The sequence below is a fragment of the Massilia phyllosphaerae genome (assembly GCF_034659755.1).
In the GTDB taxonomy this organism is placed as follows: domain Bacteria; phylum Pseudomonadota; class Gammaproteobacteria; order Burkholderiales; family Burkholderiaceae_D; genus Telluria; species Telluria phyllosphaerae.
Genome location: NZ_JAXSQX010000010.1, coordinates 127,054 through 150,823, shown reverse-complemented (window position 1 = coordinate 150,823; position 23,770 = coordinate 127,054). Strand labels below are relative to the sequence as shown.

Annotated in this window: 17 protein-coding genes and 5 pseudogenes; 8 read left to right on the top strand and 14 right to left on the bottom strand. The window is 53.8% G+C overall.

Going from position 1 to position 23,770, the window contains the following annotated elements; genetic code table 11:
• Positions 1 to 379: 379 nt before the first annotated feature.
• A pseudogene (locus tag U1H99_RS28195) lies at positions 380 to 879 on the bottom strand (IS5 family transposase); the annotation flags it as partial.
• Between the two features lie 5 nt (positions 880 to 884).
• On the opposite strand from U1H99_RS28195, the pseudogene U1H99_RS28190 reads away from it, so the two are divergent.
• Positions 885 to 1,776: pseudogene (locus U1H99_RS28190) on the top strand (integrase core domain-containing protein); the annotation flags it as partial.
• Between the two features lie 116 nt (positions 1,777 to 1,892).
• Here U1H99_RS28190 and U1H99_RS28185 read toward each other — a convergent pair.
• Positions 1,893 to 2,861, bottom strand: coding sequence for a TauD/TfdA family dioxygenase (locus U1H99_RS28185; RefSeq protein ID WP_323144928.1), 969 nt, complete (start codon positions 2,859 to 2,861; stop codon positions 1,893 to 1,895).
• 319 nt (positions 2,862 to 3,180) lie between these two features.
• Between U1H99_RS28185 and U1H99_RS28180 the strand changes: the two genes are divergently transcribed.
• Positions 3,181 to 4,221, top strand: a complete 1,041-nt coding sequence (locus tag U1H99_RS28180) for an IS110 family RNA-guided transposase (RefSeq protein ID WP_323144927.1) — start codon at positions 3,181 to 3,183, stop codon at positions 4,219 to 4,221.
• A 66-nt stretch (positions 4,222 to 4,287) separates the two neighbouring features.
• Here U1H99_RS28180 and U1H99_RS28175 read toward each other — a convergent pair.
• From U1H99_RS28175 to U1H99_RS28145, 7 genes and pseudogenes are all read right to left on the bottom strand, one after another.
• Positions 4,288 to 4,841: pseudogene (locus U1H99_RS28175) on the bottom strand (IS6 family transposase); the annotation flags it as partial.
• Positions 4,842 to 5,063: 222 nt separating this feature from the next.
• Entirely contained in the window at positions 5,064 to 6,044 is a 981-nt protein-coding gene (locus U1H99_RS28170) for a ParB/RepB/Spo0J family partition protein (RefSeq protein WP_323144926.1), read from the bottom strand.
• Positions 6,041 to 7,168 (bottom strand): ParA family protein, encoded by a 1,128-nt coding sequence (locus U1H99_RS28165; RefSeq protein ID WP_323144925.1) that lies wholly within the window; start codon positions 7,166 to 7,168, stop codon positions 6,041 to 6,043. The genes U1H99_RS28170 and U1H99_RS28165 overlap by 4 nt, the downstream gene beginning before the upstream one ends.
• 463 nt (positions 7,169 to 7,631) lie before the next feature.
• The gene (locus U1H99_RS28160; protein WP_323144924.1) at positions 7,632 to 7,841 is read right to left on the bottom strand and encodes a DDE-type integrase/transposase/recombinase; all 210 of its coding nucleotides are present in this window, start codon (positions 7,839 to 7,841) and stop codon (positions 7,632 to 7,634) included.
• A 275-nt stretch (positions 7,842 to 8,116) separates the two neighbouring features.
• On the bottom strand, positions 8,117 to 9,481 hold the full coding sequence (locus U1H99_RS28155) for a replication initiation protein (RefSeq protein WP_323144923.1): 1,365 nt from the start codon (positions 9,479 to 9,481) through the stop codon (positions 8,117 to 8,119).
• 2,297 nt (positions 9,482 to 11,778) lie between these two features.
• Positions 11,779 to 12,651, bottom strand: a complete 873-nt coding sequence (locus U1H99_RS28150) for a hypothetical protein (RefSeq protein ID WP_323144922.1) — start codon at positions 12,649 to 12,651, stop codon at positions 11,779 to 11,781.
• A complete protein-coding gene (locus U1H99_RS28145; protein ID WP_323144921.1) occupies positions 12,648 to 13,649 on the bottom strand; it encodes a site-specific integrase in 1,002 nt (333 codons plus the stop codon). Before U1H99_RS28145 ends, U1H99_RS28150 begins: the two co-directional genes overlap by 4 nt.
• A 727-nt stretch (positions 13,650 to 14,376) precedes the next feature.
• Here U1H99_RS28145 and U1H99_RS28140 point away from each other — a divergent pair.
• Positions 14,377 to 14,894, top strand: a pseudogene (locus U1H99_RS28140) (IS30 family transposase).
• A gap of 76 nt (positions 14,895 to 14,970) precedes the next feature.
• Here U1H99_RS28140 and U1H99_RS28135 read toward each other — a convergent pair.
• From U1H99_RS28135 to U1H99_RS28125, 3 genes are read right to left on the bottom strand one after another with little or no spacing between them, the layout of a single operon-like run.
• Complete coding sequence (locus U1H99_RS28135; protein ID WP_323144920.1) at positions 14,971 to 15,531, bottom strand: hypothetical protein; 561 nt, start codon at positions 15,529 to 15,531, stop codon at positions 14,971 to 14,973.
• Positions 15,503 to 16,219: a nucleotide-binding protein gene (locus U1H99_RS28130; RefSeq protein WP_323144919.1), complete on the bottom strand. Its 717-nt coding sequence runs from the start codon at positions 16,217 to 16,219 to the stop codon at positions 15,503 to 15,505. Before U1H99_RS28130 ends, U1H99_RS28135 begins: the two co-directional genes overlap by 29 nt.
• Before the next feature lie 11 nt (positions 16,220 to 16,230).
• On the bottom strand, positions 16,231 to 16,644 hold the full coding sequence (locus tag U1H99_RS28125) for a hypothetical protein (RefSeq protein WP_323144918.1): 414 nt from the start codon (positions 16,642 to 16,644) through the stop codon (positions 16,231 to 16,233).
• A 1,110-nt stretch (positions 16,645 to 17,754) separates the two neighbouring features.
• Here U1H99_RS28125 and U1H99_RS28120 point away from each other — a divergent pair.
• Both U1H99_RS28120 and U1H99_RS30245 read left to right on the top strand, forming a co-directional pair.
• Positions 17,755 to 19,038, top strand: a complete 1,284-nt coding sequence (locus U1H99_RS28120; RefSeq protein WP_323144917.1) for a tyrosine-type recombinase/integrase — start codon at positions 17,755 to 17,757, stop codon at positions 19,036 to 19,038.
• Positions 19,039 to 19,152: 114 nt separating this feature from the next.
• A pseudogene (locus tag U1H99_RS30245) lies at positions 19,153 to 20,163 on the top strand (IS30 family transposase).
• Positions 20,164 to 20,205: 42 nt separating this feature from the next.
• Here U1H99_RS30245 and U1H99_RS28115 read toward each other — a convergent pair.
• Together U1H99_RS28115 and U1H99_RS28110 are read right to left on the bottom strand one after the other, a co-directional pair.
• The gene (locus tag U1H99_RS28115; protein ID WP_323144916.1) at positions 20,206 to 20,556 is read right to left on the bottom strand and encodes a hypothetical protein; all 351 of its coding nucleotides are present in this window, start codon (positions 20,554 to 20,556) and stop codon (positions 20,206 to 20,208) included.
• Positions 20,557 to 20,851: 295 nt separating this feature from the next.
• Positions 20,852 to 22,093, bottom strand: a complete 1,242-nt coding sequence (locus tag U1H99_RS28110) for a hypothetical protein (RefSeq protein WP_323144915.1) — start codon at positions 22,091 to 22,093, stop codon at positions 20,852 to 20,854.
• Between the two features lie 165 nt (positions 22,094 to 22,258).
• Between U1H99_RS28110 and U1H99_RS28105 the strand changes: the two genes are divergently transcribed.
• The 3 genes from U1H99_RS28105 to U1H99_RS28095 all read left to right on the top strand — a co-directional run bounded on the left by U1H99_RS28105 (position 22,259) and on the right by U1H99_RS28095 (position 23,557).
• Positions 22,259 to 22,504, top strand: a complete 246-nt coding sequence (locus tag U1H99_RS28105; RefSeq protein WP_323144914.1) for a helix-turn-helix domain-containing protein — start codon at positions 22,259 to 22,261, stop codon at positions 22,502 to 22,504.
• A gap of 85 nt (positions 22,505 to 22,589) precedes the next feature.
• Positions 22,590 to 23,114 carry an IS6 family transposase gene (locus tag U1H99_RS28100; protein WP_323144913.1) on the top strand — a complete coding sequence of 175 codons (525 nt, stop codon included), beginning with the start codon at positions 22,590 to 22,592 and terminating at the stop codon, positions 23,112 to 23,114.
• Positions 23,115 to 23,179: 65 nt separating this feature from the next.
• The gene (locus tag U1H99_RS28095) at positions 23,180 to 23,557 is read left to right on the top strand and encodes a hypothetical protein (protein ID WP_323144912.1); all 378 of its coding nucleotides are present in this window, start codon (positions 23,180 to 23,182) and stop codon (positions 23,555 to 23,557) included.
• Positions 23,558 to 23,770 lie beyond the last annotated feature (213 nt).

Genomic DNA, 23,770 nt, shown 5'->3' with positions numbered 1-23,770 from the left:
AGGTCTTTGCGAACGGCTGTGAGATGGGCGAGCGCATGGCGGTACCTCCTCGCCGTCAGCAGGTCGTCGGTGTGGTCCAGGTGCTCTGTCTAGGCTGCTAGCGCTCGCTTTCTGGATGCGTAACCCGGACTACCTTGCCGGCGAACTGATTTACCTTTACGAAAAAACCGGACAGTAAGAGTGGCTGACCGCTGCTACAGCAATCTTTCAGGCGGAAGAGCCAAATCTTCGATGAATACCAAAGGTCCGTTATTTCTTTGGTGCTTATGTGTTTAGTATCGTGCGATCACATTCCTCGCCGGAGCTGGCCTTTGTTTCGTGCAAAAGCTATGCTGGGCGACTTGATTGCTGGGTTCACCAGTCCCGGCATTTAGAGCCGCTAACACAAGTCATCTACGAATCGTGAAGTTATGATCGCAGCTGCGATTGATAGCAGCGCTTTGTGGATGTCGAGCCTGCGCTCGAAACGGATTCGTAATTTCCCAAAGCCAGCGAACCAGGAATGTGTCCGCTCCACGACCCAGCGGTGCCGACCCAGGCGTTCTTTGCTTTCGATACCTTTGCGAGCGATACGCGCCGTGATGCCGCGTTTTCGCTAATAACGTCGGCATCGAGCATAGTCATAGCCCTTGTCGGCGTGTAGCTTGCCGGGGCGTTTCCTCGGCCGCCTGTCCAGTCCCGGCATGGCCGCAATAGCATCCAGTGTGCTTTCGAATGCTATCGAATCGTGTCGGTTCGCCCCCGTAATCGTGATTGCAAGCGGAACGCCCCTCGCGTCGACGACGATGTGCCGTTTGCTGCCTAGTTTTCCGCGGTCGGTTGGGCTTGGGCCAGTTTCCTGGCCCCCCGGGGGCTGGCCACGCTGGCCCCGTCGATAGCTGGTACGTGACGATGTACAGGATCGCTCGCACCGCGCTCACACGCTGCATACGACCTTGAGCCAAGGCCAGGAGGCCATTGTCCTGGCACTGCGTCAGTCGCTTTACCTGCCGCTCGACGACCTGCTGTTCATTACCAAGCAGTAAATCAATCTGGCCGTGTCGCGCGCGGGCATTGCGCGCCTGCTAAAGCGTGAAGGGATGTCGCGCCTGACGGGACTTGATTGCGACGACCGAGGGGGAGAAGATCACGCCGAAGAAGACCTTCAAGGGCTACGAACCGCGCTTCATCCACATCGATATCAAGTACCTGCCGCAGATGCCGGACAAGACCTCGCGACCTACCCGTTTGTCGCCATCGACCGTGTGACGCGCTGGGTTTTCATGCATATCTACGGCGATATGACTGAGGCGAGCAGTGTCGATTTCCTGCGTCGGCTCAAGCTGGCTTCGCCCATCAAGATCAACAAGATCCTCACCGACAACGGCTCGCAATTTACCGACCGTTTCGCCACCAAAGACAAGAAGCCCAGCGGCAAGCATGCCTTCGAAGTCGCCTGCGCAGCTCTGCCTGCCGAACATCGCCTCGCACCGCCGCGCCACCCGCAAACCAATGGCATGGTTGAGCGCTTCAATGGGCGCATAAATGAATTGCTGCAGCAGACCCGTTTCGATAGCCGGGCCGACCTGCAGGCCACTTTGCCGAACTATCTGAAGCTGTACAACCACTACATTCCACAACGCGCCATCGGCAGTAAAACATCTATCCTCGCACTTAAGGAATGGCAACAGAAGCGGCCGCAGTTATTCGTTAAACGCGTTTTATGATCAAACGGGACTCGACACCTGGGCAAGGGCAGGCACGCGTTTCCGATCATTTCCAATACAGGAGATTTAACTTGTGCACCCAAAAGCTATCCCGTTTTCGTTAGTCAGAACCTGCAGAGAAATTAGCGTGCAAAGGCGCGCAGATAAAGATGGCCCTGGCCATGCACTCTTGCCTTCATACGGGTGTCAAGCTGCGGCTCGGACGGGATCGCCCATCATGACGAAGACGCGGCGCGCCCCTTTGTACGGCTGGCGGCCGTGCGCCACGAGCATATTGTCTGCGATCAGGATGTCGCCCCGATGCCATTCGAAGACCGAAGTACTGCGTGCATAAGCGTCATGAATGTGGGACACGGTGTCAGGCGCGATCGGCGCGCCGTTTCCGTAGTAGGAGTTGCGAGGCAAGTCTTCTGGGTTGAACAAGCTGAGGAGGGCGGCGCGGGTGTCCGCATCCAAGCTGCCTATATTGAAGAGATGAGCTTGGTTGAACCAAAGCTCTTGACCGGTCTGCTGGTGATTGGCAAAGGCGGGGCGCAATTGGCGTGTGCGTAACTGTTGTGGACTAGTCCATTCCCATTTAATATCGTTCTCGTAACAATACTGCTCGACCTCGCGCCGATCGGAGGTCTGGAAAACGGTCTCCCAAGGTAGGTCAATGCCGGAGCCATAGTTACGCAAGTAGAGTACACCTTCTTGGCGGAAACGAGACTGCACTGCCTGGTCAATCAGACTCGTCGCGCGTTCCACATCCGCCAATGGTGTGGCCCCGCCTTGTTGGGCTGCAGTCTTGCAGTAGAAGAAAATCTTGCTAGGCCAACTGCGTTGATAGGCGTTCTCGCAGTGGACTGGAATATGCTCAGTGGCGGGGAACTCGGTTGCCGTGTAGAGCTTATTGCCAACGTTCGTGCGCGGCGTAGAGCGGTACATGTAGTCGAGTGGTGTGGTGACGCGGCGGACGAAAATTTCAAAAGTTTGCTCTTCGGCCGGCGCACAGCCACGAAATACCAGCGCCCGATGGGTCAGCAAGGCTGTGTTCAAGGCTTCGCGGTGTGCTTCAGCCCAGCCAGGTAAATCGATGCTCTGGCGCTTTGGTTGCAGCAGTAAATACGGAGTGCTATCTCCGCACAATGGCGTCGCAATGAAGTCTTCGAACATCTAATCTCCTAAATGGGCTGGCCTGCACCCGCCTCGTTGAACGGCGCGTTCTCGTAAAAATACACGGTCTATAAAATCGCCATCCTGCCACCCCTCCGGATTTTTCTTGAGTGGCGACACGGCGCACGCTGTGCGGTGGGCGCGGCCAGCATAGTATATGCGAAAAGGATTTAGTTATTGAAGGGAATTCACCCCGCTGGATGAGATTAATTCGGCGGACGTAAACGGCTTTAATGGAATGGACGCATCCTTCCTAACGCGGCATTTAGGTGCCAAAGTGCATGTGTAATTTGTCCACGACAAGAAAGGAGCGTCCGAGATGAAGCTGAGTGCATGCGGCATTGATCTGGCAAAGGCGGTTTTTCAGGTACATGGTGTCGATCTTCATGGCAAGCCCTGTCTGCGCAAGCAGCTCAGGCGTGGCGAGATGTTGACATTTTTCGTGAAGCTCGAGCCTTGCCTGATAGGTATGGAAGCCTGCGGCAGCGCTCACTATTGGGTACGCAAGCTGAGCGAGATGGGGCATACCGTGAAGCTCATGGCCCCGCAGTTCGTGAAGCCCTACGCGAAGACGAACAAGAACGACGCAGCCGATGCCGAAGCCATCTGTGAAGCGGTCACCCGGCCCAATATGCGTTTCGTGGCGATCAAGACAGAGCAGCAGCAGGCGTTGCTGGCGATCCACCGAGCACGACAAGGGTTCGTCAAGGCAAGGACTGCCCAGGCCAATCAGATCCGTGGCCTGCTGGCTGAATTCGGGATCGTCATGCCACAGGGACTTTGCAATCTCGGCCCGAGGTTGGCATCGCTGTCTGATGAGTCTACCGGACAGCTACCCGGCAGTTTCTGTAGTCTGCTGCAGCGGCTCGCCGAGAATCTGAAGGAGTTGGATCGCCAGGTTCGGGACCTGGAAAAAGAGATCCAGCTCTGGCACGCGCAGAATCAAGCCAGCCGCCGACTGGCCGAGATCCCAGGAATTGGCCCGATTACCGCAAGCGCGTTGGTCGCTTCGATTGGCAATGCGCGCTGCTTCAGGAATGGCCGGCAGTTGGCTGCCTGGATGGGATTGGTGCCCAGGCAGCACTCGAGCGGAGGTAAGCAGGTTTTACTGGGCATCAGCAAACGGGGCGATGGCTACCTGCGCGCGCTGCTGATCCATGGTGCGCGGGCTGTGCTTCGACACGCCGAGCACAAGTTGGAGACTGCCACCAGTTGGCTCGGGCACTTGCTGTCGCGGCGAAACAAGAATATCGCGGCTGTCGCGCTGGCCAACAAGAACGCGCGTCGGGTATGGGCACTTCTCATGCATGACGAAAGGCGGTTCCGTGCGGATTACGTCCCCGCTGGCCTAGGCACGTAATCCGCACGGCGAGGTTACTTCTCAACCGAATTCAAGGAGGATTGGTAAGCCATCGTTCTCATAGCAAACCTCGCTTGTACAGGAGAGGTGGGAGGCGTCCATTACATTCAGGTATTTCAACGAGCGAAGCTTCGTTAAGTCAGGAAGCCATACCTGCTCTTAAAGTTCACGAACGGCCCGGTGGGAAGCTGCGTAACCGTCTAGCGTAATAGTCTGGGGTGATCGGCGATGGAAGCGCACAGCCTTGCGAAAGAACGCTTTGGCTGAAGCGACGTTGCGCCTCGGGCTCAGCCTGAAGCCGACCGTCTTGCCTGACGCATCCACTGCACGGTAGAGATATGCCCATCGGCCACGGATCCTTACGTAGATCTCATCCACTCGCCAGGACGTGCCAGCCGACGTCGCGAAGCGACTCCAGCGTTTGTTGAACTCCGGTGCATACTGCTGAACCAGCGAAGAATTGTCGTGTGAGCGATCGGCAGACGTCGCTCGGCCATTATCTCGACCAGGTCCCGATACGACAGCTTGTACCGCAGGTACCAGCGCACGCACAGAACGATGATCTCTTGCTCAAAGTGCCGACCCTTGAAGAGGTCGCTCTTGCTTGAGTGGGGACGCATGTTGGGCAAAGACCACCATTCTAGCCGAGCGGGACGTTTGCACTACAGCCTTTTATTGTAGGTAATCTCAAGGCAGGTGTCGTATCACCAATTTAAAGAAAGATAGGCGGTTCAGCATGTGGAAAGCAACCGTCATATGACCGCTTTCCACCAGGTTCTTCGTAATGATGCGCGATTGAAATTTGTAAGTCTTTGAATAATAAGGTTGTTCTAGTAGAACAATCAGCTTTTGCCCGACTTGAGATGTTCCGCCCGGCTCCACAACACCTCCGCAATGGCGCTTTCGATCACCTGCGCCTCTTCCGCCGACTTGAACTCAAGACGCAATACCTTGTCGGCGCGGCGCATCGCACAATAGACTGCTTTACCGACTTTAATCGTCGTCGGGTCCGGCTTGCTGCTCCTTGGCCGTTCCATGGGCGGCGATGCAAATTTCACGGCCCGGATTTGGTCTACCTCGCCGGCGATAAGTTTCACGATCGCTTCGATCACCTGCTCTTCCCGCCCTTGCCGTGCCAACTGAGCTAGTTCTTGTGCCGCATTGGCTCCCAGGGCGTGGACATGCACGCGCAGTCGATCGTGGGCCGCTTCGGGTAGTCCAGCGAAAGCCATGAGTTTGGTGATCTGTGACCGCGAAACTCCCGCCATGTCCGCGATCTGTTCGTGCGACAGGCCGGGGCGCTGACGCTGGATCATGCAAAAGCCTAGGTATTTCTCGTAGTCGGGAAGATTGGGTTGCAGCAGGTTCGCATAGAATGCATGGAGGTCCGCCTGCTCGGCTTCTGTATCACGTACTACGGCCGGAATGGTTGCTCGTTCCAGCTCACGGTATACTGCCACCCGGTTGTTGCCGGAGATGATCTCATATTCGCCCTCGGCAAGGCGACGCACGACAATCGGCGTTACCAATTCGTTCTGCTTCAGGTTTTTGCGCAACTCGGCGAATTCATCGTCGGATAGCTGGCGCCGGCGTCCTGGTACCTCATGCAACTGATCGAGAGGCAGTTCAAGACTCGTGATCTGGGCTTCGGCGGTACGCAGCTTGGCTTCCAACTCCTCAACCTTTTGTTCGGCCGCGTCCATGCGCTGCGCTGCGTCGAGGAACATCGCCGGAGCGGTCCGCGGTGATTTATCAGCGACGCGTTCGACGGTGCGCGCCTTGATGCCGGCGGTCTTGGCGCCGAGTTTGTCGTAGATGCTCATGCTGCGCTCCATGCCAGTGCGAGTTGTTCGATCACATAATCCGCGAGACGGTCCAGTGGCTCCTTGTAGCGCCTGTAGGCTTCGGTACTGCCGTCGGGCTTGCTCAAGTCGTAGATGGTCTTGAGCTGGGCGGATGCCGTGCGCGCCGCCGTCGATTCCGGAATCTCGATGCCGTTGACATGCGTGCCGTAGGCCTGGGTCATCCAAGTCTTGACTAGGCGCGAGATTTCGTTGGCCTGCACCTTTGTATAGACGATGGAGATGAAGTCATAGTGCTTTTCCTTGGCGCATGGGAGGCTGTCCGTCAGCTCTGAGAAAATGCCCCAGAACTGTACGCTCGACGCGAAATCCAACGCGTCCGGCGGGCAGGGCATGATCAGCGCATCAGCTGCAATCATCGCGTTTACCGTCAGGTGCGACAGGGAAGGGGAAGTATCGATCAGGATCAGGTCGAATGTTTCGCGCAGCGGCTCGACGCCGGTTTTTAAGACTTCCCAGAATCGGAAGCCCCGCTGCGCCATTGCCTTAGCTGGTAGCGCGAATTCCGCAGCCAAGAGACCACTGGATGCCGGGATCACGGACAGCGCATGCCAATACGTTTCCTGCACCGCATAGCGCAGGTCCTCTTGGTCCCCATGAATAAAGGGCATGATCGTGTGCTCTATCTCGACATCCTGCTCAGGGCTCAGGCCCGCCAGCTGCGTTGCGCTACCCTGGCCGTCGCAATCAATGATCAACACCTTGAGGCCACGGAGCGTTGCTGCCTGTGCGATGGCAACCGTCGTGCTCGTCTTGGCTACGCCGCCTTTATAGTTGCAGACCGCAATTACCTTGCCCGACTGTCCGCCGGGACGAGTCGGGCGCTGCCCGATGGCTTTAACCCAAGTGATTGCGTCTTCAAGGCTATACTCCTTGGCCTTGGAGCCATCGATCTTGCGCCCGGTCGGCAGATCATGCTTGAGCGCCAAGTACTTCATCTGCGTTCTTTCGATACCGCACATTTCGGCGATCGCGGCACTGCTGAAGGTCGGGGCTTCCTTGCGGGGGTGCGGCTCCATCATCGCGTCGCGCACTTGGGACAAGACATCCGCTGCCGTAACCGCCAGCGTGTCGAGATCGTGCATGCTTATCTTTTTCATGTAATTCCGAATTCCATATTTGACGTGGTGTTCTGCATTTTGTTAGTTCTTCTCGATAATGCAGAATTTTAACCAATTAGAAAGATTTCTGGAAGGGCCCAGCTTGATTGATGGACATTTGAGCCCGTCGGATGCCGGATCGGTTCGGGTAGACGAACCAGCACTAGGCGTTCGTGGAAGAGCCGCAACCGTTGGCTATACATGCGAGGACCGAACGGCTGGAGGCGCAATAAATCACCGTTGCAATCTATGGCTTCGACCATGAACTGGCCCTTGCGGACTATCTGTATGAGCTCGACGCCGGCGCGCACGCGGCCCGTAGACCGAAAGGCCTTAAGTAGAGCGTTGGCTTGGTCACCCGCATGAAAACTCGGTGGGCCCATTCCACTATGTGGTTCAGATACTTTATCTGGTGCACACTGATCAGGACGACCGTGCTGCCATTGATCTAATCGATGGCAGTCTTGTTGGCGCTACTCTTGTTCATCGAGACCTTTTCTGGCGCGACGTTCCCACGGATGGCCTTATCGAAGAACCGTTTTGCAGCAGCTGGATCGAGGTGAGCCGTCAGAAGAAAATCGACTGTCTTTCCTTGCTTGTCGGCCGCAGGGTAGAGATACTTCCAGGTGCCCTTGACCTTGATGTACGTCTCGTCCATCCGCCAGCTGGCATTGATATGGCACTTGTTGAGCAGATCAAATCGTCAAGGGTTCAAGCGGTACAGTCTACTCGATTGGGTAGCCTCATCGCTAAGGCCACATAACGCCTTTAGCGTGCGGTTTTGTGAGAATCGTGAGTTGGAGTGGTACTGAAAAAGGGGACGGAAAGGGAGGCGCGGCCAAGGTTGTTTTGTTGGGTACTAGATGGCATTCCCAAAGGGGAAACTCAACGATGACAGCCCTCTTGCTGAGCTCTTCGGCGCTCGGTTCACGGTCATTTGGCTAACGCAGCTTGTGCCTGCTTTGTCGCCTTGACTGCTTTCTGGAAGCGGCCGGCGACGAACATCCCAAAGCTGCTTCGAACTCGTGGTTCGGACAGGTGCTCGCGAAGCTCGGACAGCTCGACGTTGATGGCGCGGGCAAGCAGTTTCGCTATTGGAGCCTGGCAGAATTCCGACAGGGCATCAGCCTGTTCGGATGGTGTCAGCTTCTCGTATGCGTCCCACCCCAAGTCTGCCATCCGTTGATCTCGATCTGTCACAGCGTCATGCGCACGTGTCTCCCTTTCGGTCGCATCCTTGTTTGCGGCGGCTGCCGCGTTGCTCGCATTGGCAATACGAGAGTGAATTTGCTTGTCCAGGGTGCCGAGCAGGTAACCTTCCCGAAGAGCCTTCATGAGATAGCCGCCAGCGCGCAGTTTGATCTTGCCGAGGTTTGCATTATGCCGCGTGTAATCGATTGCCTGCTGGATGCGTTCGTCCGTGTACAACTCCCGGTTTGTGATGATTTCGTTGAATTCTGCCTGGGTCAGGGCAAACTCGGTGCTGAGGGTTTCGTACTGGGAACGTAAAACAATGAATTCGAGTTTTTGTTCATTCTTCGAGTGCGCTTGCACTTGGGAGAGCCGAAATCTGACCTGGCCAATCCGCTTTGAGCCAGGAACGTTCATCGTCTGCATCTCGATCTCCAGCTTGGTGACTTCGCGGATTTCGGAAATCGCGGGGTCAAGCACCTTGCTGCGGAAGTGCTTGAATAGGTCGTATGTTTTCTTGTCGCACTCGAGCCATTCGCGCAACGCCCTAAGGTCGAGCCAGGGAGTCACCCCTTCTTCGATGTATTCTTGTAGGCGGTCGTACAAGACCTTCGAGTGGATGGACTTGAAGACGTAGCGCAGGCTCAGGAAGTGGAAGGTCGTCGGGTTCTTTATGGCAACCTGCAGCCGTTCTGAGAGTTCGAACTGGAATTCGCCATTACGTACAAAGGCCGGGCCCATCAGCGGCACAGCGCCGTACCAGTCCCGTGATGAGTCTTCGAGGTCGATCTCGTTGAGTTCGATCGCCGCCTTCTGGGCTTCCCGGATAATTTTCTGGAGGTGCCGGGAATTGCGGCTAGTCGTTCCAAGCAGCCAGCGAAACAGGCCAAGATCCACCCGGTATTCCTTGTGCAGTTCTGTATCCTCGGCCGCGAGAAAATATGCTACGTCGATGAGTCGGCGGCCAGCCAAGCTCAGGTCGACAATCTTGACCAATGCATTGTTGCGGCGGAATCCCAGATCCATCGGCGCTTCGACGACTCCTCTGTCAGAGAGCGAGAAATCGGAAAACAACGCTAGGGCCAGTTGTCGTGACGGGTTGCTCATGCATTTCCTCCTTTTGCCGTGAGAATGACAGCGAAAGGTCGAACTGTCAAAACAAATCTGGTGACTTTGCTTCCACATTTTGCAGATCTAGGGTCATGCCAACAGTGCTTAGGGACTGTTGCAGTGTCTTGTCGTGCTGTGTCAGCGCGTAGGCGCACATTTTTTGTGACTTTGCTTGGTTATGTTGTAGATTTGTCACTATAAGTGCAGTGGACTTTACATGACTTGTCCACAGAACCTTTAGCGGTAGTAGGTTTTTTTTATAAACAAAACACTACAAACAGGCGAAACGAATACTTAACAAATTCAATGGGTTAGGTAGGCTAAGCTACAAAAAGGTGACTCAAGGTCGCCGCGGATGTGCGGTAAGGTCATGTTTTTCCGTCACAAAGTAACTGAATTTGTGTTTTGTTTGCGGGTCCGTGGATTGGTTTAGCCACGAAGGTCACAACAATTGTGCTAAAGGTTACTGAAATTGTGTTGGATCCGCTGGGAGCCACGAAGCATGGGGGATCCGGCCGTTTTTGAACGCGAAAGGTCACAATAATTGTGCCGATGCTCCTTCATTCAAACTGACTTTAGCTCTGGCCCCATCTGACGATGCAATGGTCGGGAAAAGTCACAACTATTGTGCAATTCATCAGGCTCTTGGTATGGCAAGGTCACTGTATTTGTGCAAAAAACCGGAATTTCCGCATCAAAGTCACATAAATTGTGCTGAGCTGTCAGCTGGGTTGTATAAAAAGTTGACGTACGTTACCAAGGGGCGCCGAATCTGCACCTAAGGTCACCGGAAATGTGCAGAAAACGTCAAGTCGGCCGCCGCGCGGATAGAAGATTCTAATGCTGTGCCGGGCAGTCTAAAGTCAAAGTCACAAAGATTGTGCTGAACTTGGGAGACGCACGTCATCTGAAGCCAAATGTCTAGACCGAGCCATCTTAGCCGTAGCAAAGTCACCAGGAATGTGCAGGAAGAGCCGCATTGGCTAATGATCTGGCCACGAAAATACTGGAAGACACCCATACAGCTTAAGCAAAGTCACCCGGATTGTGCTGACAGGATTATGCCAACGGCGGGGCAGCACTCAACCCTTGGACAGCCACAGCACAAGGGCAAAGTCACTAGAATTGTGCCACTTGAACCCAAAAAGGCCGAGAACCGTCGCCCTTTCCAGTACTTCAAGCTGCAGATAAGCCACTAAAGTCACAAAATTTGTGCAGGAAGGCTGTCTGGCCGTACGAGAGGGCTGATTTCGGTCCTGACTGCACCTGCCGAAGGGCGGGGTAGCCGGAAGTCGGTTCTTACCTTGCACATATATTGTGACCTTACCTTCGGTGCCATGCATCGGTTGCACAATTGGCGGTGACCTTTCCCGCTAAGCATACTTTGGCCCCCTTGGCCTTGGCAGCATGCATATTCGTCCAGTGGCATGAGTCATCGACCAAGCAGGAGGCCCGCTAACCTGCCGTACCGCTGCTTTACTACGAAGGTGGTGCAGAGCGTGTTGCTGCTGCCGGCGCATGACGAGGCCTCCGCTTGAAAGTGGCGCGTCCTGCGGTATATGGTCGCCTTGTCGAGCTGGTTGCTCCTACATTTGCCAAGGTTGACGGGGATGTGCAGGCCCGCGCGTGTTTCGAGCCAAGCTACGAACACCGCGACGCTGGGTGTCGCGAGCACCGTCTTATGGTCGCAGCTGATTCGACGCTTGCGAACCGGGTGATGTTTAGGATGACGGTACCATCTAACTCCCGGCCGACCTCGTCCAGCGGCAAGCCGACGGTTTCGGCACCTTCTGTCTTCCGAGTGCCATCATGACGTGCATGGCGGGTTCCCGCCGTCGCCTCCACGCACTTGGCTCGTTATTTCCTGGCCCCGCATAGGGGAAGGGAAGGAGGAATCGCTCGAGTTCCTCGTAGGTGAGCCCGTCCATGCCGGCGTTCGACGATATATGGCCGCGGTTCATGCCGCATAACGCCACCTGCGCGGGATTCTCTCCTATGCCGAGATGGTCGAAGCCCCGTTCCAGAAGCCGCAGGCAGCGGTAGGCGATCTTACCGTTACGCGGGCGCTAACCAACGTCCGTGCGGGCAATGAAACGCATCAGATTGGTCTCATGCAGCGTCGACATCGGCTTCTATTTTGCCTGCACACACGCTGCGAAATTGCTAAACATGGCCCGGTACACGATCGCTGACTCTTCCGAGAGTTCCGGTTTGCAATGACGACTGGTGAGAAAACGCTCAATCTAATAGCCATAACAAAGGTACCCCAGTGCACTGCCGCAATTGGATCGCGATTAGCGGCACGTCATTGAGGCCATGCGCTCAACCATCGAATGAATATCGTCGATCCGTAGGTGAGGTTCGTTAAGCAGCAGCTGCTTGTAGAGCAATGACACCATGGAAATTGCATCTACAGGTCTCACTGGCACCGAAATAGCGGCTCGGCCACGCTGGATTAGTCGAAAAAAGTAATGGGAGTCCTGAAATTCCATCTGCAAGGACTTGTCGTGCTCACGACCGTGGCCGTCGAAGCGAAGAGACTTTGTCTTGTTTTCCAGTAGGGCCAGTACCTGATAAGCTTCCTGCACGGTCAGCTGGACGACGATCTTATTCGGCCAGTCGAATACTTTGCGAGCACTGTCGCCGGCGAGCACTACCGCGCCCTCAATGTTAATCGTGTGCCTGCGATCCGCCTTGGTTATGGCCTCCGCGATGCACAGCGCAGCCGAAGCACCGAAAATCTTGAAGCTGTAATAGGGTGGCTCGACCGGCGCAACCGGTGCCGGCGCCGCTGTCGCGCCCTTGCTCATCAACTGCAGTCCAGCGCCCTGGAGGTAGACGACAACCCGGGCCCGGTTGCCGGGGTTCGCATTCGCAGCCTTAATCGTGTCGATGCCTGCCGACCCGTCGAGCTTGGCCGCGGCGATGATCGCCGATAGGTCAAAGCGGAAGCCCAACTGCTCGACCGTGCGGCGTACGCCTGGCGCCAGCGCGTGCACAACCGCAGCTAAGTGCTCGCGGCGCCGGGTTTCGCCAGCAGCATACCACCTCAGGTCGTTCGCGAACGCCTTACCTTCGGCGGTGCCGACAAGCTGCTTCAGCTGCTTGCTGGTCACGGACGGCAGGCGCGCGGCGGCGAGAGTTTCGAGGATGATGGACAGCTTCATTTCAGGTCGTCTTTGATTCGCGTGAACTTGTAGTCGGCGGCTGAACGCTCGAGCGCGAGGCCAAGCACATCTTTCAGTTCGTCCGGCCTGGCGCCGCTGTCCAATTGTCCCTTCGCGAACGTGTTGCGCAAGGTTCGGCCGCCAGATCGAGAGGTGTCCAGGTCTGCGCGCTCGAACGTTGCGCGGATCTGTTTGTAGACTGTTTTCTTGGTCATTTTCCCGCCTTCGAGATTGGCCGGGAAGACGAAGTCGCCAGGCAGCGCCAGCTCGTTCACCATTCGCGACCGCTCGTCCAGCCATGACCGCAGCTCGGCGACGCCTTCGCGGGGCAGGGGAGCGATGTGCTCATAGCTGGTGTCGTGCTTTTCAGCAGGCGTAATGGTCAGGTTGATCGAGCCATCCAGTGCGACCTGATTGCCGATTTCATGGACGAGAAGCCCGATCGACTCGGCTACGCGCAGGCCGGCCAGCGCCATCACGACCTGCATGGCCCGATCGCGCCTGCGCTTCCAGCCATCGAACGGGGTCACGCGCCGCCGCCTCGGTGGATCTGCCGGTAGGGCGTCGAAGAACCGCTGCAGCTGCTCTGGCGAGAGCGCACGGCCGGCGTCGTCTTTCGGCAGTTCAGTTCGGTCGGTGGCGAGGATCGCCTGCTTCGCTGGATTGGGTACAACGCCCAGGTGTTCGTAGCATCGTTCGAGCAGGCGCAGGTAACGGTACCCGATCTTGCTGTTGAGGACCGGCTTACCGCCGTCGACGCGGTTGACGAAGCGCACCAGGTCGCGATGCGTCACAGTCGAGAGCGTCTTGCCCTGGCCAGCGATCCAGGTGGCCACGTTGGCAAACATGAAGATGTACGTTTTGGCCGATTCCTTCGACACGGACTTGAACGTGCCGTCGGCGCGCAAGCGCCGACCTGTCTTGGCGAAATCGTGGGTGGTGACAAATTCCTTGAAGGCCTGGATCGGGTCTGCGTCCCAGGAAGTCAGGTTTTTCATGAGCTGAAAGGAAAGTGGAATTACAGCCAAGTATACCATAAAAGGTAACTAACCCACATACCCTAACCATTACCCCAAGATATGCAACTGCCACGAACTCTGGCGAAACCGGGGACCTCTCTCTGCTCTCTTTTTGCTCTTTTCTCTCTCTTGGCTCTTTTAGCACTGGGGCCGGTGAGTCGCCAGGGACGTGCGGACGTTGAGTAGCTTGTGGCGTATCTGGAGAGTAGGGGTGGATTCTGATCCGTTAGTTAGTTACCTTTTATGCGCTTGATGAGTTGCTCACTGCAAAGATAGGGCGAATATCGCTCTGCAGCGCAGATCGCTGTAATGACAGAAGTGTTACGAATTCACTACGAATTAGGGACTGATACAACATTGATTGAATCGATAACAGACGTCTTTGTGAAGGAAGAAAGGTATCTTGAACCGATACGTGATCGTGCAACGAGAAACTGCATCTCATCAATGACAAATGGTTTCCTATTAAGCAACAATCGGACACCGTGTCCAAACATCTGGTGTTTTGTATAGGCCGCAGCAGGACACTGTGTCCCATCAAAGGTTTGTCATGAGACGATCTACAACACGATTTACCTGCACACGCGCGGAGAACTCAAGCGCAAATTAATTGCCTGCCTGCCTGCGCCATCATAACCAGATGCGCAAGCCGCGCAGCCGTGGTGTCGAACGCCGCGGCGTGATCAAGGATATGTAAAACACGCACATCCGGCCACCCGAGATAGAGGACCGTCTCATCCCTGGTCACTGGGAGCGCAACCTAATCAAAGGCGAAGCGAATCGCTCATCGGTCGTTACGTTGGTCGAGCGTACCACCCGTTTCGTGGTGCTGGTCAAAACGGACACCGTCGGCACCCGCTCAGTGGTCGACAGCTTCTCAGACGTGCTCAACCGCCAACCTGCGGCAATGCGCAAGTCCATGATCTACGACCAGGGTCGCGAAATGCATGACCACAAAGCCTCACTGAACGCACTGTCGTGCAGATCTACTTTGCCGATCCGTACAGTCCCTGGCAACGTCGCTTGAATGAAAATACGAACGGTCTGCTACGCCAATACATGCCCAAAGGCTCGGACCTGTCGATCTACTCGCAGGAAGACCTCGACGCCATCGCGCTATCGCTTAATACCCGGCCTCGAGAAACGCTCGTGTGGAAAACACCCGTCGTGGTCTATACCAAGCACATTGCCCGTCTACAATTACAAGCCGATTCGGTTCATTAATCCGCCGTTACACTTCGTTCTTGAGAACGCCCAAATAGCAAGCGACGAGGGCGGCGCAGTCCACACCGTCAGAAAATCATTTGAGCTGCTTCTCGACGTGCTTGAGCAGTTTTTGCCGCAACGACGGTTCGAGGGTCGGGATAGCACGCATGTACGCACGCCCTATAGAAGCATCGTGAACCCACGAAAAGCTGAAGTTGCAGACGATCGACGTCAAACCGGCCGCGACGAAGATGCCCAAAACGGCTCCGGCGAGCACGCCGCGCCAGCCTCGTGGCGGACCTACTTGGCTGGACTCAACACGTCCCGCCTCACGTATGGCTTTTCTCAAGCATATGTCAACCGCATTGATGTGTGCCTTCTGCTCAGCCGCAGTTTGCCGTGCAAGAGCACTGGCATCAGCTACTACCTTACGCGCATCATCTAAGGCAACCTTCACGGCCTTTCCTGCCTCGGCAATCTGCCCAGCTGCTTCCCGGGTTGCCTCGCGCATGATATGGGCTTGGAAGAAAGCAGCTACGACGATAGGATCGTCCTCGTCCATTTTTTTACCGGTCACGGCGAATACATCGGCCGTAATAGCACGCATCTGAGCGGCGTCGTACATTTCAGACCGTGATTGTGTCAAGTTGTTCATAGAGGTCCCGGCGTACTTCGGCAAAGCGCTGCCTTTGTGAAAGTTTGAATTTATGATCGCCGACCTCGTCAAACGTAAGTTTATTTCGCAGGAGATTCGAGAAGTCGACTCCGAATGTATCGGCGGCACGCGTTTTGATATTCACGATTCCTAGCACACGATTCTCAAATTTCTTGTATAGCTGTGTTTCAGTAATAGGCTTCCCGTTCAACTCGACAACCCCAAAGTTTCCATTTAGCCAAATAACCACCTCGACATCGGTCCACTTCAATATGCTTTCCAAGGCCAAAAGTGTTTCTGTAACCGCAGAGCCCCCGACGATGGGCACATGGATGACAACCCGAACGCCTTCTTCTCTTAACATACTGAAGGTAGACGCCTCGGTAACATAACTCATAAGGGGGAAAAATGTTGTCGAGCCAGTATCGATAACGCTATATCCTTCGTGCTCGGCGACGTTGTCGACCAAATCATCGAACCGTGCACGATCGATCTGCATCTCATCGTTCGCGATATCGATATAATGGACCTGCAAGGCCTTATATCTGGCAAATGTCGGGTTGCCCGGGTCTGTATCAGCGCAATAGATATTGTAGCCCTTGAACTTGCCATATTGGGCTAAAATCCATGCAATAAAGGACTTACCAACACCACCTTTACTCGTAAGAACGAGGTTGCAAAGCTTCATATGTCCACCTTTTAAAATTTAGAAAAGTCTCTGGTCAGTACATCATGCCCCTTCCATCGGAACGGTTTAGGTTCCTCTGACTCAGTCACGATAGTACCTATGGCGTCGAGACATCCTTCAGCAAATGCGCTATTAAGATCGAGCGCATTTGCAGCGCTACCTTGCTGCGCTTGTGGTTCCGGCGTCTTCTCCCGCGTCGGAGTCAGTCCAAACCCTGCAAGCCGGCGCTCGGCTCGAAGCTTGTGCAGCACGCGGTGGTAATACGGCAGACTGATGTTGATTCCCAGCACAGGCAGCTCGGCATGCATTGCGGCATGCGAATAACCTTTAGCAAGACCATCCTCGATCTGCGGTAGCAGATCTTCGATCCGCCGAAGAACTGACCTTTTATCCGCTGGGATGCCTTTTGTTAACATGTTGACCATAATTCTCCTGAGGCTGCTTCTGGTATAAGCAGAAATATCAGCGATGTGCAAAAAATGTACATTCGGTGTACACGGCGAGTTTATTTCGGATATATGTGATGCGAAAATGACTGTGCCATGTGTATTCAGTGTATGAAGAACGTATAGGCGTTGTACATTTCGTATATATAAAGAAGGATAGATGAATGGCGCGCGCTGTCACGAGCGAATGCCGCACAAAAAAATGAACGATTTAATTTGACGCGCTAGTAACCTTGCCCTAATATAACTTCGCCACCCTGTGGCACGTTGTCAATCAAGTTCTTTAGTTCATTGGAAGAAAATTTCTTCAAACTTGCTGCATCGCGGCACTCGCACGTCCACTAGCTCGCTGGTGTACAGTCGCGTCTCAAGTAACATCTTTATCGCCATCTAACCTTTCATTTTCCCCGGAAATGAAAGGGTTTCTTAGCTGCCGCATTTGCGGCACCCTCCCAAGTTCGCCTGTTCACCGGCGCAACGCGTTCTCGAAATTAGTTTTCAGAAGCCATGTGGGCTAATTTTTTTCGCATACTTCCATCACAGTTCAACACAGAGTGTCGAGCAAACCCAGCATCCATGCGGGTTTGCGGACGTTTCTCAACACCGAAAAGCCCCAGAATTGAATGTGGAATGCTTTGGCAAACCGCTTTGATATAGGGCATCACCAATGCGTTCGGAATAAAGAGCATCTCCGTCACAATTAATGGGAACAAAGAGCGGACCTCCGGTACCACCGGACGCAGGATGCGCTGGCCATAGGCCGGGCTACTGCTGACCTCCGCGACGCTTTACGGCGGGAGAGAAACCACTGGGTGCTAGCGCCACCCAAAACTTGCCTGCGGGCGAGAAGCGCTACGCGAGAAACTGCGTAAATGTTCCGGGCCCGACAGTAGTCCGTTTGGCGATCGGTTACCGCAAGGTGGCGACATGTTGTCGAAGAGCCATGAAGGCGACAGCGTGAAATGAGTGTACTTAAGTTAGGGCCCTTCACCCTGGCATATATCTCGTGGCAGCACGGTATCTCCCTATGCATGGTCTTCCGTGCATAGTGAAAGGTCGTGGCATGCGCCACTTAACTTGGAGCTTGATATGGACCTGCTGATGAAATCGTTAGACGTTTACCTTGATAAATACGCAGGCAAGCGCGTGAACGGGAACGTTGCTTCCTATGAAACAGCCACTAGGCACGGAGAAGCCCTACGGGGGTCTTTCCGGCGTCTCTATACGCTGAATTACAAACTGATGCACATAAACAATATTGGCGACCGACACATTCAGGTCCTATGTCAGGACTACCATGATCGGAAGCTCGCTCCCCATACGATCTCGGGTTACCTTTCTCATCTTCGGATTTTCTGCAATCGAATTGGAAAAAAGGGCTTGGTAAAAAGTATCTATTACTATCTGCCGCACGTGCCGAAAGAGGAGCTACGAGTAGAAACCGTTGCGAAAAAAAGCAAAAGCTGGTCGGAGGCCGGCATAAACCTACCTGAGAAAATACTTGAGGCTTACACCATTGATCCACGTTTCGCCGTCATGATCATGCTCCAAGTGTCGTTCGGTTTACGTCGAAAAGAAGTTTTACAGCTAAAGCCATGGGTAGTGGATCGAGAGGACAAATTAGCGCTCACTGAAACGAAGAACGGCAGGCCGCGAAGCATCTATATCGATACACCAGAACAACGGTGGGTTCTGGACCAGGCAAAGGCACTAACTAAAGGAAAAAACGACGCATTTGGCTGGCGAGAGCGTCTGGATGGGAAGCCCATGGAGGGTAAAGATAAAAAAAGTGCGTCATTTAAGTATTCCACAAACCACTACAACTATCTTATGAGCAAGCTCGGTATTTCGAAAGCGGTGTCGGATTGCACAGGCCATGGCCTGCGTGCCCAATTTGCAGAAAACTCGACGTTATTACGCGGTCTGGTCCCGCCAACTTTAGGTGGTACCGGTGGCCAGATGCCGGCAGGCGATCGAGACGTAATTCGACTACAACTCAGCGAGTCGATGGGTCATTCGCGGCTTTCCATCACAGGCCCTTACGTGGGCAGTTTTGGCCGTGATGTCAGCCCTGATGCTCCGGACACTTTGAGGGAGGCGATTGAAAAAGGACTCAATGCAATTCGACCAGATCAGCTGCAGCCTATTTCACCGGAACGTAACATTGACTGCGCGTGTTTGTCCGCCGAACTTACCGCGATAGTGATTTACGCCGATCCACGAAAAATTCAGCTTCTCTGGGAAAATCATAGCCAGCGTCATGGGTTCGAATGGGTTTCGCCACGCAATGGTTCGAACCTTGCCGCCCTCCAAGCGGCCGCTATCTCCATCACGCGGGTGGACGACGATCCGCTAGGCCAGGCGCAGGAATAAAAAGAAGCGCTCGTGGGAGATGTCTCGCACGGGGGCTATTCGATGATAGCTGAATTACTTATGCTGGGCATTCTCTAAAACCAAGCCCAACTCTCTTTCCGGCAGAGTGCTGCCATGCCGAGTATCTATACCCATCTGACGACACAGAAGCGTGCTGTCGTGACCACGATGCGCGACGACCAGAACAGTATTCGATCCATTGCCGGACGCCTTATCGTGCGCCCAACTCGATCCGCCATGAACTACGCCGGGCACCTGCATCGGCTACCTATAATGCCAATCTTGCTCATTAGCAGAGTTATGTCCGGCGCATTGCACCGCAGCGTACACCCAAGCTTGACGTCAATGGTACGCTGTTCGAAGTCGTACGGCATTATCCGAAGCTACTCTAGTCGCCGCAGCAAATTGCGGACATACATCCAAGCCATGTCGCCTGACGACTCAGAAAAAACGGTCGTTTACGAGACGATTTACGAAGCAATCTACCTACACCCACGTGACGAACTCAAGCGCGAATTGACCGGGTGCTTTCGCCATCACACCCAGGTGCGCAAGGCGCGTAGCCGAGGCAGTGATCGCCGCAGTCAAATTAAGGACATGCAAAGCATCTACATCTGCCCTCCCGAACTAGAGGACTGTCTAATCTCTGGCCACTAGAAAAGTGACCTGAGCAAGGACGAAGGCAACCGCTCCTCGGTTAACACGTTGCCCGAGCGCACGACCCGATTCGTGGTGCTGGCCAAAATAGACAATACCGGCACGCGCCCGATGAGCAACTGTTTTCGGCCGTGCTGAAACGGTAGCCTGCGGCGTTACGCAAGTCGATGACCTACGATCAAGAGCGTGAAATGCATGGCCACAAAATTCTGACCGAACGCACTGGTGTACAGATCTACTTCGCCGATCCGTACAGTCCTTGGTAGCATCACTCGAACGAAGCATGAACGACCTACTGCACGAATACATGTCCAAAGGTCAAACCTGTCGATCTAGTCCCAGGAATACCCCAACATCATGGTGCTCTTGCTCAACACCTGCTACCGAGAAACACTTAGTTAAAACTCTGCGCGCTGTTATACCAAACACATGGCGCAACTACAATTGCAGGCCGATTTGATCCATTAATTCCGTTGTTGCATTTGATTCCTGAGACCGCCCACCAAAAACTTAATGGCTAAAAATCTCACCAGCAGCTGAATCATCGGTATCGATATTCTCCATTAAATGTACATGCTTTATGATTGCCTTCAAGACGATCGTATCGATGATTTCTGCAATAAAAAGTGCATTTGCGTAACCTTCGAGATAAGCGGGAGCTATGTCAGTGCCACAGCGGTCAACAAGCTCAGCAAGTCTCTGCACCGCGGGGTCCTTCAACGGGTCATAGTAATTACCGTCGGAAGCAATATTTTCGATGGCAACATCAGAGTTTGCGTCACGAATATGCTGAGCGAGCTTAATTATCCAATTCTGCTCATCGTCTTCATCATGATCAATTGTATTAACAAGGTTACTCATATTTTCCTTAAGTGGCTTTGGATAAAAATAATTTAATCTTAAAATTTAATTTAACATGGAACCGGATCGTTATTTCAGATAACTAGCCAGCTAAGCATAAAGCCCTTTTCCTTGCAGGCAATTCCAACGAACAACGCCTCGTATATCGTAAAACACGTTATCAATCCCCCCAGAAGCGTAATGTGTTTTTAAAGCTTCGGATGCTATTGGTTGTACTTAGCTTTGTTTTTTCCGTGATTGTGTACCGAAACATTTAATCCATTTTTCATCGGCTCCGCATTCCCAAATAATTACATTATCGAAAAAGCGCGCATGGATTAGAAAACATACGCTCGACGTATTTGACCACGCTGCTTCCTTTCAGCATCTCAAACGACGCCTCCCCATTTTTCAAGACTTTATCCAATAGAATGCTGGTTATCCAAGATTCTTTTGTCAGCGAAGGACGGCGCCAAGGGTGGATCTCTTCGTCTTTAGCGAGGCGGTACTCCGCACAGCGTCGAATAGTTCCAGGGATCATGTTATAGATATGCTGCCGGGTGTATTTGCCCTCTTGTGCGAGCGCTGCAAGATTTTTGATTGAGTAGTGGATAATATTCCACATCTGCCCAATTGAGCAGCGGTCCAGATAATGGCGGATAGATGTATCAACATTTGAAGAATATATACTGGGATGAATAAACCGGAATCGTTCACATTGGCTGATGAAATATCTCTTGCATTCTTCTACTGCTACCAAATACCAAAGTTCCTCTACAGCTTTCGGATCAGGTTGATCGAGACGCTGGAACAGCGCTAATAAAATCTCGTCAATTGACCTGCCTGTGACATCATGGGGAAGCATCCAGGCGCATGTTCGGATGTTGAACGTCAAGGCACCAGTTTCTTTCTCAAGGCTTATCGCATCTGGATTGGAAGACCAGTAAGGCAGCAAGATTCTGTCCATATAAAGGCGGACATAGATGTCGTTTGTTAGCTCTGCAGAGGGAGCGAGTGCTTCCGACTGTGATTGGAGCGGTGGAATTACACGGTTGTCCGGTCCCGCGTTTGCTGCGACGAGCGCAGAATAAAGAAAAAATGACTGCACATAGTTTAACTTCGAAAAGTCCAGTGGCCGAGCACTTTCATGCAGCTGCTTCAAGGCTGCGTTTACACGATCACGGTGTTGTAGTACTTGGAAGAAATGCGCAGCCAGATCGTCTACACGCGCTGCCTTATCACAAGCCGAACAAAGTGGCGGACGTAATCGCTTTCCGAACTTTATGAGAGATCCTGTCCGGGGAGAATAATTACTACGAGAACCTACCTCAAGAGGATTTCTGCAGAGGCCACATCGCAGGTGAGGAAGGTACGCACGGCATGCGGACTTGAGTAATGTCGTCATTTCCCATTTGCTGAGTCCGGAATCTGCCAAAAGATTGTCGAAAGGCTCGCTCCACGCCCTGGCCACATCCAATGCCCAATACCTCAGACAAAAAGCGCTGTCAGTTTCGTTGTCAGTCAAGAGACATACGAATGGTGCAAAGTCTTCGATCATCGCGATACTGCTGGTGCAAGATATAAGTTATGATGAGTTGCTTTTTAAGAAACTAAATTTGCTCAAAGCAACTAGCTCGAGTGGCCAAACCAAAATGATGACTATAGTCCGAAGACGTAATAGTAACCGAGATACATCATTTCTCCCACATAACGGGAGGAATTTTTGGATCCAGGGCTGGCGTTTGGAAAAGTATTACGGGCGGTTCGAAAGGAAGTCGGCCTCACCCAGGAGGAGCTCGCACTTGCTGCAGAGATTGACCGAACCTTCGTCAGTTTGATTGAACGCGGCGAGCGGCAGCCGACAGTACGGGTAATTTTTAGGATTGCAGCCGCATTACGTGTATCGCCGTCCCATTTAATTCTGCTTACGGAACAGAGCGTAGACAACGGTGGCAGTTACGATGGGTAGCTGGTTCGGGCTTTGCGCAAATCAGGCCCGGTCAGGGCTCTGATGCAAGCCTGCAACTAGACTAAAATGACGGCCTTTGCCCAGCATGCGCAACCGCCCGAGCAAGAGCGACCTCTTCAAAGGTCGACACTTTGAACAAGCGATCATCATCCTGTGCCTGCGCTGGTATCTGCGCTACAAGCTGTCATATCGTGACCTGGTCGAGATAATGGCAGAGCGAGACCTGTCGATCGCTCACACGACAATCCTTCGCTGGGTCCAGCGTTATGCACCGGAGTTCGACAAGCGTTGGAGTCCCTTTTCATTCCAGGCAGGTACGTCTTGGCGAGTGAACGAGACCTACGTAAGGATCCGTGGCCGATGGGCTTATCTGTACCGAGCTGTCGATGCATCAGGCAAGACCATCCGATTCCGGCTAGATCCGAGGGGCAACGTCGCCTCGGCAAAAGCATTCTTTCGCAAGGCTGTGCGCTTCCGGCACCGATCACCCGAGACTATTACCCTGGACATTTACGCAGCGTCCCACCGAGCCGTTCGAGAACTTCAAGAGCAGGGATGGCTTCCTGACTTGACGAAACTTCGACGGCGTGAAGCGGCCGAAGCTCGATAGTCAGGAATAGAAAACTGCGCCCCTCGGCGCACCGATACGGCCGGTTTGCCAATGAAAGAGATGTGATGGGACAAGCAAAACAACGTGGCAGTCGAGACGAGCGCATAGCACAGGCAGCGAAAAATGCCCTTAAAACCGACGGCGAGACGCTCCCGCGCGCAACCATGATTACAAACCTGGTTGAGCAAAAGGAAATTGCGGAGTTTGATAGCGAGATCACCAACAAGTTTGATATGCCCGTGAGCTCCATGGAAGACATACGGGCTGAGCGCATGCAGGTTGGAATCCGAAACAGCAAAGGCGAAATTTACCGCGCCATCGGGATTACCGGTTTGGGCGAATTCCTCAGCCTCGTCCAACACTTAGCGGACATTGGGCTGGTGGACGAGCTTGCGGCCGCAACTAAGGCGCGCGGAGGGTACGACGCGATCTTTAGCGCTTGAGGTCAAGGAAAAACGTCGTGATTCTAGACAGAAACCTCACCCGCTTAGCCTGTGCCTAGCCCGCACAGTTCGAGGCGCAGTTACATCGGTACCGTTAGTTGAAGGTGAATCTAGCGTAGAAGCGGTCCTAACCCGTTTTCACGTCGCGACAGATCACCCTATGGGAAAGGCCATCATGCTGGCAGTAATGCTTGACCTGGGTGAGTCTGGAGA

Bases quoted from the DNA above. Each gene is read 5' to 3' on its own strand.
- U1H99_RS28185 (WP_323144928.1), bottom strand. From the start codon at position 2,861: ATGTTCGAAGACTTCATTGCGACGCCATTGTGCGGAGATAGCACTCCG.
- U1H99_RS28180 (WP_323144927.1), top strand. From the start codon at position 3,181: ATGAAGCTGAGTGCATGCGGCATTGATCTGGCAAAGGCGGTTTTTCAG.
- U1H99_RS28170 (WP_323144926.1), bottom strand. From the start codon at position 6,044: ATGAGCATCTACGACAAACTCGGCGCCAAGACCGCCGGCATCAAGGCG.
- U1H99_RS28165 (WP_323144925.1), bottom strand. From the start codon at position 7,168: ATGCACGATCTCGACACGCTGGCGGTTACGGCAGCGGATGTCTTGTCC.
- U1H99_RS28160 (WP_323144924.1), bottom strand. From the start codon at position 7,841: ATGGACGAGACGTACATCAAGGTCAAGGGCACCTGGAAGTATCTCTAC.
- U1H99_RS28155 (WP_323144923.1), bottom strand. From the start codon at position 9,481: ATGAGCAACCCGTCACGACAACTGGCCCTAGCGTTGTTTTCCGATTTC.
- U1H99_RS28150 (WP_323144922.1), bottom strand. From the start codon at position 12,651: ATGAAGCTGTCCATCATCCTCGAAACTCTCGCCGCCGCGCGCCTGCCG.
- U1H99_RS28145 (WP_323144921.1), bottom strand. From the start codon at position 13,649: ATGAAAAACCTGACTTCCTGGGACGCAGACCCGATCCAGGCCTTCAAG.
- U1H99_RS28135 (WP_323144920.1), bottom strand. From the start codon at position 15,531: ATGAACAACTTGACACAATCACGGTCTGAAATGTACGACGCCGCTCAG.
- U1H99_RS28130 (WP_323144919.1), bottom strand. From the start codon at position 16,219: ATGAAGCTTTGCAACCTCGTTCTTACGAGTAAAGGTGGTGTTGGTAAG.
- U1H99_RS28125 (WP_323144918.1), bottom strand. From the start codon at position 16,644: ATGGTCAACATGTTAACAAAAGGCATCCCAGCGGATAAAAGGTCAGTT.
- U1H99_RS28120 (WP_323144917.1), top strand. From the start codon at position 17,755: ATGGACCTGCTGATGAAATCGTTAGACGTTTACCTTGATAAATACGCA.
- U1H99_RS28115 (WP_323144916.1), bottom strand. From the start codon at position 20,556: ATGAGTAACCTTGTTAATACAATTGATCATGATGAAGACGATGAGCAG.
- U1H99_RS28110 (WP_323144915.1), bottom strand. From the start codon at position 22,093: ATGATCGAAGACTTTGCACCATTCGTATGTCTCTTGACTGACAACGAA.
- U1H99_RS28100 (WP_323144913.1), top strand. From the start codon at position 22,590: ATGCGCAACCGCCCGAGCAAGAGCGACCTCTTCAAAGGTCGACACTTT.
- U1H99_RS28095 (WP_323144912.1), top strand. From the start codon at position 23,180: ATGGGACAAGCAAAACAACGTGGCAGTCGAGACGAGCGCATAGCACAG.